12 protein-coding genes and 1 tRNA gene are annotated in these 12,644 nt (G+C 55.3%); 9 read left to right on the forward strand and 4 right to left on the reverse strand.

What is annotated here, in order from left to right; genetic code table 11:
• Positions 1–13 precede the first annotated feature (13 nt).
• Genes BN2373_RS04165 through BN2373_RS04175 form a run of 3 tightly spaced genes read right to left on the reverse strand, consistent with a single transcriptional unit; the run spans position 14 to position 3,338 of the window.
• Positions 14–1,093 carry a substrate-binding domain-containing protein gene (locus BN2373_RS04165; protein ID WP_053942889.1) on the reverse strand — a complete coding sequence of 360 codons (1,080 nt, stop codon included), beginning with the start codon at positions 1,091–1,093 and terminating at the stop codon, positions 14–16.
• Positions 1,090–1,713 carry a 5-bromo-4-chloroindolyl phosphate hydrolysis family protein gene (locus tag BN2373_RS04170; protein WP_053942890.1) on the reverse strand — a complete coding sequence of 208 codons (624 nt, stop codon included), beginning with the start codon at positions 1,711–1,713 and terminating at the stop codon, positions 1,090–1,092. The genes BN2373_RS04165 and BN2373_RS04170 overlap by 4 nt, the downstream gene beginning before the upstream one ends.
• Positions 1,713–3,338: a substrate-binding and vWA domain-containing protein gene (locus tag BN2373_RS04175; RefSeq protein WP_053942891.1), complete on the reverse strand. Its 1,626-nt coding sequence runs from the start codon at positions 3,336–3,338 to the stop codon at positions 1,713–1,715. The genes BN2373_RS04170 and BN2373_RS04175 overlap by 1 nt, the downstream gene beginning before the upstream one ends.
• A gap of 313 nt (positions 3,339–3,651) precedes the next feature.
• Here BN2373_RS04175 and metG point away from each other — a divergent pair, with 313 nt between their 5' ends.
• The 7 genes from metG to BN2373_RS04220 all read left to right on the forward strand — a co-directional run bounded on the left by metG (position 3,652) and on the right by BN2373_RS04220 (position 10,774).
• Positions 3,652–5,667, forward strand: coding sequence for a methionine--tRNA ligase (gene metG / locus BN2373_RS04185; RefSeq protein ID WP_053942893.1), 2,016 nt, complete (start codon positions 3,652–3,654; stop codon positions 5,665–5,667).
• Complete coding sequence (locus tag BN2373_RS04190) at positions 5,664–6,494, forward strand: TatD family hydrolase (RefSeq protein ID WP_053942894.1); 831 nt, start codon at positions 5,664–5,666, stop codon at positions 6,492–6,494. Before metG ends, BN2373_RS04190 begins: the two co-directional genes overlap by 4 nt.
• 1 nt (position 6,495) lies before the next feature.
• Positions 6,496–7,089, forward strand: a complete 594-nt coding sequence (gene rnmV, locus BN2373_RS04195) for a ribonuclease M5 (protein WP_337999380.1) — start codon at positions 6,496–6,498, stop codon at positions 7,087–7,089.
• Complete coding sequence (rsmA, locus tag BN2373_RS04200; RefSeq protein ID WP_053942895.1) at positions 7,049–7,939, forward strand: 16S rRNA (adenine(1518)-N(6)/adenine(1519)-N(6))-dimethyltransferase RsmA; 891 nt, start codon at positions 7,049–7,051, stop codon at positions 7,937–7,939. Before rnmV ends, rsmA begins: the two co-directional genes overlap by 41 nt.
• Before the next feature lie 23 nt (positions 7,940–7,962).
• Complete coding sequence (locus BN2373_RS04205; RefSeq protein ID WP_034579145.1) at positions 7,963–8,193, forward strand: glutaredoxin family protein; 231 nt, start codon at positions 7,963–7,965, stop codon at positions 8,191–8,193.
• Positions 8,194–8,775: 582 nt separating this feature from the next.
• The gene (locus BN2373_RS04210) at positions 8,776–10,188 is read left to right on the forward strand and encodes an exopolysaccharide biosynthesis polyprenyl glycosylphosphotransferase (RefSeq protein WP_053942896.1); all 1,413 of its coding nucleotides are present in this window, start codon (positions 8,776–8,778) and stop codon (positions 10,186–10,188) included.
• Positions 10,189–10,687: 499 nt separating this feature from the next.
• Positions 10,688–10,774: transfer RNA gene (locus BN2373_RS04220), tRNA-Ser, on the forward strand.
• Between the two features lie 124 nt (positions 10,775–10,898).
• On the opposite strand, the gene murI is transcribed toward BN2373_RS04220, so the two are convergent.
• Positions 10,899–11,753 (reverse strand): glutamate racemase, encoded by an 855-nt coding sequence (gene murI, locus BN2373_RS04225; RefSeq protein ID WP_053942898.1) that lies wholly within the window; start codon positions 11,751–11,753, stop codon positions 10,899–10,901.
• A 238-nt stretch (positions 11,754–11,991) separates the two neighbouring features.
• Between murI and BN2373_RS04230 the strand changes: the two genes are divergently transcribed.
• Both BN2373_RS04230 and BN2373_RS04235 read left to right on the forward strand, forming a co-directional pair.
• Positions 11,992–12,267, forward strand: coding sequence for a hypothetical protein (locus BN2373_RS04230; protein WP_053942899.1), 276 nt, complete (start codon positions 11,992–11,994; stop codon positions 12,265–12,267).
• Between the two features lie 9 nt (positions 12,268–12,276).
• Positions 12,277–12,540, forward strand: coding sequence for a hypothetical protein (locus tag BN2373_RS04235; RefSeq protein WP_053942900.1), 264 nt, complete (start codon positions 12,277–12,279; stop codon positions 12,538–12,540).
• Positions 12,541–12,644: the final 104 nt, after the last annotated feature.

Below are 12,644 nucleotides of genomic sequence, written 5' to 3' on the forward strand. Positions count from 1 at the left end.
CAATACTCCTTCTTTATTGGTCGATGGCCTTCATGAGCCGGAGCATGACATCGATGTCCGGCATGGGCATGACCTGGTCGATGGTGGCCGGGAGGCCCTTTACCGAAAATTCCTTGGGGTCGGCGGTTCCGGAGACGATGGTCCGGAAGCCGTGGTTTTTCCAGGCCATTTTCTGGGTCTCAGGGTCCTTCAAGGCCTCCAGCCCCCTCTGGCCATTCTTGCTGAGGGCGATGTAGACGTGGGAGGACCAGACGGTGGGCTCTGGATAGAGGATGAGGACCTCCTCCTTGATTTGGTCGAAGACCTGGGGATCCGTTTTCGATAGCTCCAGGATCTGATTCTCATAGCCCGCGATGATGGGGTAGGACCCCATGCCCAGCTTGAGAAACTGAGAAAACATATCCGAGGAAGAGGTCTGCATATTTCCGATCTGCTGGTAGATAGCCATGATCTTGGGGAGGACGGCGGGTAGGCTCTCTCCGGTAACAACCTTGTTGCCGTTGAGGGCATTGGCCAGGAGGCCCAGGAAGATGTTTCCGGAGTTGGAGGCCTTGGGGTCCGTGGTATCCACGAAGATGTTTCCATAAAGTTGGGGGAGGCCGATCTTGGCCCATGAGGTCCCGTCAGCGATGAGGGTGGCCAACTTCTCCATATTGACATAGAGGATGGCATTGCGCTCCGTGACGATTCCCAGCTTTTTGAGGGCATCCACCACCGGCTTTCGAGAATAGAGGACGATGGGGGAGTTGAAGATGATGTCCTCCTGGAGGGAGGATCCCCCTAATTTCTTGTAGTATTGGGCCGCCAGCTGGGAGGCGGGGAAGAGATAATCATAGGAAGCCTCATTCTTGTTTTGGGCGGTTTCCTCCACCATGGCAAAGGATCCGGCCTTCCGGTAATTCATCCGGAGGGCGAATCCCCGGTCCATGTGCTTTCGGAAATCCTGACTTTCAAACAGGCCGATCTTCTCCCCGCCCAGGAGGCCTGAAAGTTCCGCTTTTTGGGGCTGGTTATCCTTAAAAAAGACATAGGATCCGGCTATCAGGATGACGGCCAGGACCAGGACCAGGCCGGCCCACTTTCCTTTTTTCATTCCTTCCCTCCTTTCGATAATTTCACGGTTTTCTCCAGGAGCTCGGACTCCGCTTCCAGGTCCATGATGGTATTTTCCTGGTAGGAATCCCTCTGACGGCTAAAAATATCCAGGAGATAGGTCATGGATTCCTGGACCTTATCCTCCACCCGGGCCAGTTTGTCCGGAGAAACACCGGACTCCTTCAAGGAAAGATAGTTGGTCAGGATCCGGTTGCCCGAGCCCATGTAGTAGTGGATGAAGTGTTCGGACTTGGAGAGGGCTTGGGGGTGGTTGGCCAGGTAGTTCATGATATCCTTCCCCACCGCATGGAGCTCCCAGACCTTTCCGGCAATCTGGGCTTGGGCAATCCTTTGGTAGCCGGTGGCCAAATCCTCCAGGGCAGCCTGTCCATCTCGATAGATCTCGGCCAGGCGTTCCCCCTGGTCCAGGTCATCAATGGCCGTGTTCCCGATTTTTCGGACGGGCTTGGTTAGGAGGTAGACCCCGGCCCAGGAGAGGATGGCCAGGGGGGCGGCGACGAAGAAGGACCACTTGAGGATGAGGAAAAGGAGGAGGAAGAGGCCCCCGCCCAAGATGCCCGAAAGGAGGGAGACCCGGGTTGCGCGTCGGTCATCCATCAGTTATATCCCTTCACTTTCTTAAAGGCATCGATCAGGTTCTCTCGGCCGTTGAAGACCCTCGCCCGGGTTCGTTCGGCCAGGTCCTTGACCTCCTCATCGTAGGCATCTCCGAAGGTGATGGTGAAGACGGGGATATCCTTCCCGAAATCCTTGTACAGGAGCGAGAAGCCCTCCATATCCATGGTTCCATTGGCCCTCCCGTCGGTTAAGAGGACGACCGCGGGCGTGTAGTCATCGAGATTGTCCACCTGGGAGAGGAGGTCGATGGCCTTGATGGCCCCTTCAAAGAGGTAGGTGGATCCCCCAACCCTGGTGTTTCGGGCTTCGTTCAGGAGGGATTCCAGGTCCCCGCCTTCGACGGTCACCGGCTGGCCCACAGAGGAGGCGAAGGGGAGGAAGACAGAGACATCGCGGTCAGTCCCCAAAAGGAAGTTGGCCTTGGCCTTTTCCGGCTGCCAGATTTCTTCCAAGGCCCGGATCATCTCCTCATTCCCCTCGCCGGCCATGGACCCGGAATAGTCCAGGACATAGACCGTGTAGGCTGGTTTTTTGAAGGAGGTTTGGTAGAGGGTCAGAGCTTCCTGGATGGTGTCGTTGGCCGGGAAGCGGATGGGGGAGAGGGTCCGGTCGATGGAGATCCCCCATTCCCTGGGATAGTACTTCCGGTTGCGGTCGGAAATCTTCCCGAAGGCATTGCGCTTGCCGGTTTTCTCGATGGCATCCTGGCCCTGGTCGGAGAGGATGAAGTTTTGGAAGTCCAGGAAGGTCTTCTCCTTATGGTCGTCCCCCTTATCCACATAGGCCAGGGGGGCATCCGAGAGGGAGAGGCCATCCACCGGATAGACGGCATAGAGGGGCTCCTCTTTTTGCCTTTCCAGCTCTCGGTTGGTCTGGATGATGATCTGCTCATAGTTAACCATGGCATCGTAGCCCCGGCTCATGAGGAAGAGATCCATAAGCCAGTTGGAGGAGCCGGAGGACCGGTTGACCCCAGCCAGGAGGGCCGTGATCTCCTCGCGCAGGGCGGGGCTTTGAAGGTCGGCAGGGGTCAGACCCTTGTCCGGTGATTGGGCCATGGAGGTCAGGAAGGCCAGGTAGGCAGAGGCCCCGGAGTTGGACTGGGTGGCTGAGGTCATGCAGAAGGACAACTTGCCCGCCCGGATGGCCCGGGTGATTTCCGCTATCTTGACGTCATCGCGACCCACAAAGCCCAATTCATGGGCCAGGGATTTTCGAATGCCGAAGATGACCGGGGTGACGGCAGTCGTTTTGGTGTGTTTAAGGATGTGCTTGGTGTCCCCCATATTGATCCAGAGGGTGGATGCCGGCCAGACCGCATCATAGGGGATGTCCTCCGAAGAGAGGAGATTCATGATATCCAATGAGCCCAGGTAGTCCACCTGGACTTTTTGCCCGGATTCCTTGGCGTATTCTTCGATGAGGGGTTCCAGGATCTTATTTTCGGAACCCGCCACAATGGTCAGGGGGGTCCCGGATCCGGACCGGGTTTCAAAATCTGCCGACCGGGAGGGGGCATCGGATGGGCTTTTGTCACAAGCGGCAAAAAGGACAAGAAGGAAAAGCAGAAGGGGGAGGACCAGCCTCTTTCTTCCAGCAGTCATGGGGTACCTCCAATCATTTCATTCGAATAGGATTTTTTTGATCTTCTCTCATTATTATAGGAGAAGGGGCCGAATTTTTGTTCGTCAGCCCCCAGACGGCGGACGATGAAAATGGCCATTTTCAGCCATTTAACACAGGATTCCCTTACATTTAACCCGGATTTTACAGAAGATCCCGGAAAAAGCCGGATTTTGGGGGAAGGGTTGGCCCCTCTTTTCTCCTCATGCTATAATTTAGCTATGTTTACGGGCCATACAGGCATTGACCACGAGATCTTCGGACCCGGTGTCCGACGAAAGGAAGGAGATCACCATGTGCAAGAACCATAAGGGGGAGCCCTTTTATATCACTGCCCCCATTTACTATCCCTCGGCCAACCTCCACCTGGGGAATACCTATACCTCCATCATCTGCGATGCGGTCCGCCGGTATGCGGATGAGCTGGGCTATGACACCTACTATGTGACCGGATCGGATGAGCATGGGGAGAAGCTGGAGCGAGCTGCGGCGGCTAAGGGAAAAAAGCCCCTGGAATACATCGACCCCATTGTCGACTCCATCAAAGACCTGTGGAAGCTCCTGGATGTGGAGCCGGATAACTTCGTCCGTTCCTCTTCTGAACAACATGAGAAGGACGTCCAGGCCCTCTTCCAGAAGCTCTATGACAAGGGGGACATCTACAAGGGCGAATACAAGGGCTACTACTGCACCCCCTGCGAGGAATTTTGGACCGAGGCCCAGCTGGAAGATGGGAATTGCCCCTCCTGCGGACGGCCTGTGGAATACCGGGAAGAGGCCTCCTACTTCTTCCGCCTGTCCAAGTACCAGGACAAGCTCCTGAAATATTATGAGGACCATCCCAATTTCATCATGCCGGAGAACCGGAAGAAGGAGATGATCGGGTCCTTCTTCAAAGACGGTCTGGATGACCTCTCCGTCACCCGTCAGCGGCTCAAATGGGGGGTTCCCGTCCCCTTCGACCCCGACCACGTTATCTACGTCTGGATCGATGCCCTCATCTGCTACCTGACCGGGATCGGGATCGGCGACAAGCCGGAAGATTTCGACCGCTATTGGCCTGCTCGTGTCCACTTCATCGGCCGGGACATCGCTCGATTCCACACCATCATCTGGCCGGCTGTCCTCATGGCCCTGGACCTCCCCCTGCCGGACCAGGTCTTCGCCCACGGCTGGATCCTCTTTGATGAGGATAAGATGTCCAAGTCCAAGGGAAATGTGATTTATCCGGAACCCCTGGTCGAGCTCTATGGCCGGGATCCCCTGAAATACTTCGTTCTCCGGGAGTTCAACTTCGGGTCGGACGGGAACTTCTCCACGAAGAAGTTCATCGAGCGGACCAACTCCGACTTGGCCAACGACCTGGGCAACCTCCTCAGCCGGACCCTGGCCATGGTGGACAAATACCGGGACGGCATCGTGCCCGCACCAGCCCAGGCCAGCGAATTTGATGAGGACCTGAAGAGGGTCCAGGCGGAGACCCTGGGTCTGGTCCAGGAACACATGGAGCATTTCGACTTCCAGAAGACCTTCGAGTCCATCTGGACCCTGGTCCGCCGGTCCAATAAGTATATCGATGAGACCCAGCCTTGGATCCTGGCCAAAGATGAGGGTTCCCCTGTTTTGGACACGGTCCTCTACCGTCTGGTCGATGCCCTCCGGACCATCGCCAATCTCCTGGCTCCCTTTATGCCGGAGACTTCCAAGGAGATGCTCCGCCAGCTGGCCATTGAAAAAGAAGACTACCTCCTTGCCTCCGAAGTCGACCGCTATCCCGCCGGGACCAAGGTCCAGCGGGGCCAAGCTCTCTTCCCCCGGATGGATGTAGAGGAAGAGATGGGGAAGATCTATGCCAAGAACAACGCCCTCATGGCCCAGCGCCAGGGGATTTCTTTGGAGGAGCTTTTAGCCCGGCAGAATGAGGCGAAACAGACCCCCCATGAGGAAAAGGAAAAAGAAGAAGCCAAGGAGGAAGCCGTGGACTATATGACTTTCGATGACTTTGAAAAAGTGGAGATGAAGGTGGGCCAGGTGGTCAAGTGCGAGGTCCATCCTGATGCCGACAAGCTTTTGATTGAGACGGTGGACTTTGGGGATGAGACCCGGACCGTGGTCTCCGGCATCCGCGAATGGATGAGCCCGGAGGAGATGGAGGGGAAGAAGTTCGTCTTCCTGACCAACCTCCCGCCCCGGAAGATCCGCGGGATTGAATCTCAGGCCATGATCCTGACCGCCGAGGCGGAGGAAGCCGGCGTGGTTTGCCCCCTGACCCCGGTGAAGGATGTGCCGAACGGAAGTTTGATCGGATGAGCTTCCTGGTTGATGCCCACTGCCATCTCAATGAAGAGGACTATGCGGACCCAGGGGAAGGCCTAATTCAGGCCTTCCCCTCTTTTGGGCTCTTGGGGGCCGTGGTTCCGGGCTGGGACCTGGCCTCATCGGAGAAGGCCCTGGATCTGGCCCACTGCCACGACCGGATTTTCGCCTGCTGCGGGACCCACCCCCACGACAGTGACTCCTACAGCCCGGAGGTGGAATCCCGCTACCGGGCCATGGCGGAGGATCCCAAAGTGGTGGCCATGGGGGAGTTCGGCATGGACTACCACTACATGACCCAGCCCAAGGCGGTCCAGCAGGCGGTCTTCGAGGCCCAGCTCCAGCTGGCTTCGGACCTGGGGTTGCCGGCGGTCGTCCACTGCCGGGAGGCGGCGGAGGACGCCCTGGCCATCGTCCGGGACTTCCCCGGCCTCAAGATCCTCATGCATTCCTTTACGGATGGTCCGGAGGCCTTTGCTCCCTTCCGGGACCTGGGCTGCTATGTGTCCTATGGGGGGATCCTGACTTTCAAAAATGGGGAGGAGGTTCGGGCCCAGGCCAGGATCTCAGACCCGGACCGGATCCTCATGGAGACGGATGGTCCCTACCTGTCCCCGGTTCCCCGCCGGGGGAAGCTGACCAAGCCCTGGTGGGCTTGGTACACCCTCCAGGTCCTGGCCCGGACACTTGACCGGGACCCCCAGGACCTGGCTGACCGGGTCCTGGCCAACACTCTGGATTTCTACGACCTGGAAGGGGCCCTGGCTCCCTTGAAAGAGGCCACCCAGCCGGTGGACCCCTGTTTGGAATTGGACTTTTAATATGGATAAGACATGGGATAAGTGGATGGTCAGTGAGGTGATCGTTGTAGAAGGAAAGGACGACGTGGCCCAGGTCAAGGCGGCCGTGGACTGCGAGTGCATCATCACCCACGGGTCGGGCTTCGGCCAGGACCTCCTGGACCTCCTAGAGGTGGTCCAGGAGAGGCGGGGGATTATCGTCCTCACCGACCCGGACTATGCAGGGAAGAAGATCCGGTCCCGGATCCGGGAGAGGATCCCCAATGCGAAAATGGCCTACATCCCCCGGGAGATGGCCCTCCGCGGGGACGATATCGGGGTGGAGAATGCGCCCCCGGAGGCCATCCGCCAGGCCCTGATCCAGGCTCATGCGGGCCTGACCCAAAGGCGGCGAGAGTTCACCATGGAGGACCTGGTCCGCCATGGCCTGGAGGGGAAAGAAGGAGCTAAGGACCGGCGGATCCTCCTGGGCCAGGCCCTGGGGATCGGCTACGGGAATGGGAAACAGATTTTAGCCCGCCTCAATGAGTATGACATCCAAAGGGAGGAGTTTGAATCGTGCATGGAGGACATTCATGACCAAAGAGGGGAGACTCTACCAACCGAAGATCATTAAAGAGGTCATGGACCAGGCCGGCCTCCACTTCACCAAGTCCCTGGGGCAGAACTTTCTGATCGACGGGAACATCGTCCGCCAGATCGCCCATGCGGCCCGGCTGGGGGAGGAGGACCGGGTTCTGGAAATCGGCCCGGGGATCGGGACCTTGACCGAGGAGCTCCTCCTCCATGCGGGGAAGGTTCTGTCTGTGGAGATCGACCGGACCTTTATCGACGTCCTCCAAGACCGTTTTGGGGACCGGGACAATTTCCTCCTCATGGAGGGGGATGCCCTTAAGCTGGACCTGGCTCCGGTCCTGGCCCAGGCGGCCCCGGGCCGGTCCTGGAAGCTGGTGGCCAACCTTCCCTACTATATTACGGCTCCCCTCCTGGAACGCTTCCTCCGGACCGACCTCCCCATCGAGAGCCTGACCGTCATGGTCCAAAAGGAGGTGGCGGACCGGATCATGGCTCGGCCATCGACCCCGGACTATGGGTCCCTGACCCTGTTTGTGGCCCTCTATGCGGACCCCATCCGGGCTTTTGAAGTGCCCCGGACCGCCTTCATGCCGGCCCCCAAGGTGGACTCCACAGTCCTGGTCCTTAAGCGGCGGCCGGCCAGGGAGGGAGAGCTTTCCTCTGAAGACCGGGACCGGGTCAACGGGATCATCCGCCTGGCCTTCCAGCAGCGGCGGAAAATGGTCATCAAGGCCATCCAGCGGGGGACAGGCATGGACCGGAGACAGGTGGAAGAGGCTTTCGAAGCCCGGGGCCTGTCGACAAAAGCCCGGGCGGAAAACCTCCAACTGGAAGATTTCCGGCATATTTTGCAAAGTCTTGGGTATATAAAAACCACAAGCAAGATGTAAAAATTGAGAGAAGGAGATCAATGATGGCACAAGTTACGGTTTTCACCTCACCCACCTGCACCTACTGCAAGGCAGCAAAGAAGTATTTGAAGGACAATGAGATTCCTTTTGATGAAAGAGACATCTCTGTGGACAAGGAAGCCCGCAAGGAACTCCTGGCCAAGGGATACACCGGCGTCCCCATCATCCGCGTAGACGGGGAAGACATCGTCGGCTTCGACCAACAAAAACTCAACGAGCTGCTGGGACTGTAAGGGAAATCAACAATGAGAGGGGCGGTATCCGAAGGATCGGATACCGCCTCTTTTTTGGGGGGTGTGGGGGGTGCCCTGCCCTGGCTGGAGCTCTGAACTCACTAACTAGTCGATTCTTGAGGGCTCTTTGACCCTGATTTTTTTGGCTTTGGTGGATTGTCAGGGCTTCAGACTCCTGATATTTTCGCTTTCTGTTAAATAATCAGGGTCTTTTTTTACCCTGTTATTCTTGAAATTCTCCAATTTGACAGGGTTTTTCTCCCTGACATTCTTGCAACCTGCTCATTTATCAGGGTTTTCTAACTCCTGCTTATTTTGAGATCCTACGAATTGTCAGGGCTTCGGATCCCTGATTTTCATAGGATTTGGCGGATTGGCAGGGCTGGGGCAAGGTTTCATCATTATCCTGGGTCGCCACCTTTGACGACAGGGCAACCCCACCATCCGGCCAAACAAAGATGGCGAGCAAGTCCAAGGGGTGTGATATAATTGACCATACCTGTGGGCTTCATGGCCCGGATGACAAAGGCTCTCTGCTTTTCGGCAGGTATGAGCTGACCTGTGACCAAGTAAGGGATAGATATGAAGAACTCCGTTGAACAAATGCCACCTGTTTTTGATGACCAGAGACGGTCTACCTTTCGGGCCATCTCTTCGACCTTGATTGTGATCCTGACCACCTTGCCCTTTATGTGGCTCTGGTTCCAGTTTGTTTCCGAAAACAACATCACCGGCCACCTCTTGGGAAAGGGGAATCTCTTCATGGCCATCGGAATCTATATGATTCTCATTGTCATTTTTTTCCATTCTTTCGGGGCTTTCCGGATTGGGACAAACCGGGCTTCCGAAGTCTTTGCCTCCCAGATCCTGGGCGTTTTCCTGGTCAATATTACCGAGATTCTTATCTCCATGGCCATCACCGGCCAAGTCCGCTTCTGGGATAACTTTTTTGTTCTCTATCTTATGCTGACCATTTTCCAGGTCATCCTCCTCCTCATCTATACCAAGTTGGCGGTTTCCTTCTATGTGGAGAAATTCCCACCCATGGAGGTGCTGGAAATCTACGGTAGTTATGTCAACCACCTGGCGGAAAAGATCAATGGCCGGTCCTATCTTTATCGGATCAAGGGTCGGATGTCCGCTGACTCCCCCATGGCCCAGATTGAAAAAGTTATTCCTTTTTATGATGCTGTCCTGATTAATGATGTGGAGTCGGAAAGGAAAAATGACATCATCAAGTTTTGCTATGGGATCAATGAACGGGTTTACTTCACCCCAAAAATCTCTGACATTCTCACCCGGTCGGCCTCAGTCCTCAATCTTTTCGACACCCCGATCTATGTGATGACCAACGGGAAACGCTGGGTCATTCAGTCCGCCCTCAAGCGGGCCTTCGACTTCCTCCTGTCCCTTATTGCTCTGATTATTTTGAGCCCCCTCCTCCTTTTTGTAGCCATCACCATTAAAGTCAACGATGGCGGTCCCGTCTTCTACAAGCAGAAGCGAGCCACCCTGGGCGGAAAGACCTTTGACATCCTCAAATTTCGGTCCATGATTGTTGATGCAGAAAAGGATGGAAAATCCCGTCCCGCCCAAGACGGCGATGACCGGATTACAAAAGTAGGCCGCTGGATCCGTCCCACCCGGATGGACGAACTCCCCCAGCTCATCAACATCCTGAAGGGCGACATGTCCCTGGTCGGCCCCCGGCCCGAGCGGGTGGAACATGTGGAAAAGTACTCCGAAGAAATACCCGAATTCATCTTTCGGAACAAGGTCCGCGGCGGCCTGACCGGCTACGCTCAGGTTTATGGCAAATATAACACCACCCCCCTGGACAAACTCAAGCTGGACCTCATGTACATCCAATCCTGGTCCCTTCTCCTCGACTTCCAGCTCATCGTCGAAACGGTGAAAGTCATCTTCAAGCCCGAGTCCACCGAAGGCTTCAGCAAAGAAGACAGTCAGAAAATCCACGACCTGACCGGAAAGTAGGGGACAGGCGGGCTCCGATCTGTGGGCTGTGGTGAGCTCGAGGTGCCATGAGCCCTCCTGTAGGCCGTGTGGAAGCTCGGCAGCCGTGGGAAGCCCCCTCGTTCGGTGAAATTGGGAAAAAAGAGGGCTAATCAAAGCCTCCTCATTTGGCAGAATCAGGGAAAAAGGAGGCCAATCAAAGCCTCCTCATTTGGCAGAATCGGGGAAAAAGGGGGCCAATCGGAGCCTCCTCATTTGGCAGAATCGGGGAAAAAGGAGGCCAATCGGAGCCTCCTCATTTGGTGAAATCGGGGAAAAGGGCGCCAATCAAAGTCTCCTCATTTGGTTAAATCTGGAAAAAGGGTGCCAATCGGAGCCCCCTTGTTCGGTGAAATCGAGGAAAAAGAGGGCCAATCGGAGCCTCCTCATTTGGTGAAACCGGGGAAAAAGGGGGCTTCCTTTGAACTTGACCCCATCCTCTTTGGACGATATAATAAATCCCAGTCAAATTTAGTTTTTTGGAGACGTATCGAAGTGGTCATAACGGGGCTGACTCGAAATCAGTTTGGCGGTCTCCGCCACGTGGGTTCGAATCCCACCGTCTCCGTGGAAGCAAAATGCCCAATCCCTCAAGAACCAAGGGATTGGGCATTTTTATATTTTCACAAAAAGGCGGGCCATCTACCGCTCAAGCCATGCGATCCGGCCCCTCCAACTAATTCCAACATCCCCTACTCCAAGGGCTCCCTCAAGACCTCATATTTCCGTCCGGTCAACAAATCTCCCAGGAGAGAGTCGACCATGTCCTCCATGATCCGCTTTTCTCCGGAGGTATAGAAGGTATAGGAGGGAACGGATTCCTTGGGTTCTTTCGGTGAGACGGCAGAGAGGTAGTTGGCCAGGTCATCAACCATACCCTTGGCCGGGTCAATCAGGCAGATGTTTTCACCGACAAAAGTCTGGATTTCCCGCTGGGCTATGGGAAAGTGGGTGCAGCCCAGGATGACGATGGGGGGGACCATGCCCTGCCAGGGGGCCAGGTCTTTTTCCACGGCAGCCCGGTAGAGGTCGTGGTTGAAGCTGCCCTCCTCGATGACCGGGACAATGGAGGGGCAGGGGAGGCCCAGGACGTGGAGGAGGCGGTCCCTTTCGAAGAGGGCCTTCTGGAAGGAACCGGATTCCACGGTGTTGATGGTTCCAATGACCCCGATGTCGGGGGTCTCATGGTCCATGGTCCAGGGGTGGTCGGATTCCTGGTAGGCCTTGAGGGCTTCCCGGGCGCCGGCTTCGATAGTCCCGATGACGGGAATGTGGTGACGGTCCCGGTATTCGTAGGGCATCCAGGATGACATGGTATTGCAGGCCAGGACGAGGGCATCCAGATGGAATTGGGCCAGAAAATCCACCATATTGTGGCCCAGAGCCTTCATCTCCGGAACCGGCCGGCCGCCATAGGGGGCATGCCCGCTGTCCCCAAAGTAAAAGTAGTGGTTATCCGGCAAGGCCTCCAGGAGGCTTTTCATGACGGTAAGGCCGCCGACTCCGGAATCCACCACGCCAATTTTATAATTTTCTAAACGAGTCATGTCTCCTCCTTGTTCAATATCTTACTTTACCACATGAGGGGGTGGCCGTCTTTTTTTTTTGAGATCAAAAAAAATAATAAAGGAGAAAAGATGGGATATGATGAGATAGTTTCATACAAAATAAAAACACAGGCTTTGACATAATGAAAACAGGAAGAATTCTTCCTATCCGGGTAATTTTTTGATTGATCCGGTCAGAAGAGAGGAAACACATATATCATGTGTGAAAGGAGTTCATATGCAAAAAAGAAAACTCTATACAAGGATGATGGCTCTGGCCCTGTCTTTTGCCCTGGTTTTAACCGGATTCGGTATGCCCAAGGTTCTTGCTGAAGAGCCTGTAACACCTCCCGTTGAACAAAAAGAGGACGGTTTTACCCTTGCTATTGAAGTAAAGGATAACAAGGTAATGATTACAGCCACCGTAACGGCGGATCTTGCTGATGCGGTGAAAAAGATGGATTTGACCAAGGGGAATGACGGTGCCCCATCTTTTACATTGACTCGCAAATAGGGAGAGAAGGTGCTGACCGATAATTTCGACCTGGCAAAGTTCAAAGGTCTTTTCCCGAGTGATATGGACCAAGCTGTTCTCCTTAAATCAGGCGATGTCAGCTTAAACGGTAAGGTCAAGAAAGAGGATGCGAAGAAGGTCAATGAGGCCATCCAGGCGTCGGAAAAGACGACTGCCGAGCAAATGTATAACGAATTGCTGAAGACAATTAAGGAAGATAAGGAAAAGCCGGAGTACAAAGATGCTTCCGCCAAGTACACGAAGACTTCCTAGGAAGCCTTCACCAAGGCCCAGACGGTTCCGGATGAGGCTAAGACCGATTTAACAAAAACCCAAGAGGCTAAAGCGGCTTATGAAGCAGCAAAAAATGGCCTCGT

The organism is Kallipyga gabonensis (assembly GCF_001286805.1).
GTDB lineage: Bacteria > Bacillota > Clostridia > Tissierellales > Peptoniphilaceae > Kallipyga > Kallipyga gabonensis.

Excerpts from the sequence above, each read along its gene's own strand:
- BN2373_RS04210 (WP_053942896.1), top strand. The coding sequence starts at position 8,776 with ATGAAGAACTCCGTTGAACAAATGCCACCTGTTTTTGATGACCAGAGA.
- BN2373_RS04175 (WP_053942891.1), bottom strand. The coding sequence starts at position 3,338 with ATGACTGCTGGAAGAAAGAGGCTGGTCCTCCCCCTTCTGCTTTTCCTT.
- BN2373_RS04190 (WP_053942894.1), top strand. The coding sequence starts at position 5,664 with ATGAGCTTCCTGGTTGATGCCCACTGCCATCTCAATGAAGAGGACTAT.
- BN2373_RS04230 (WP_053942899.1), top strand. The coding sequence starts at position 11,992 with ATGCAAAAAAGAAAACTCTATACAAGGATGATGGCTCTGGCCCTGTCT.
- BN2373_RS04165 (WP_053942889.1), bottom strand. The coding sequence starts at position 1,093 with ATGAAAAAAGGAAAGTGGGCCGGCCTGGTCCTGGTCCTGGCCGTCATC.
- metG (WP_053942893.1), top strand. The coding sequence starts at position 3,652 with ATGTGCAAGAACCATAAGGGGGAGCCCTTTTATATCACTGCCCCCATT.
- rsmA (WP_053942895.1), top strand. The coding sequence starts at position 7,049 with ATGACCAAAGAGGGGAGACTCTACCAACCGAAGATCATTAAAGAGGTC.
- BN2373_RS04205 (WP_034579145.1), top strand. The coding sequence starts at position 7,963 with ATGGCACAAGTTACGGTTTTCACCTCACCCACCTGCACCTACTGCAAG.
- BN2373_RS04170 (WP_053942890.1), bottom strand. The coding sequence starts at position 1,713 with ATGGATGACCGACGCGCAACCCGGGTCTCCCTCCTTTCGGGCATCTTG.
- rnmV (WP_337999380.1), top strand. The coding sequence starts at position 6,496 with ATGGATAAGACATGGGATAAGTGGATGGTCAGTGAGGTGATCGTTGTA.
- murI (WP_053942898.1), bottom strand. The coding sequence starts at position 11,753 with ATGACTCGTTTAGAAAATTATAAAATTGGCGTGGTGGATTCCGGAGTC.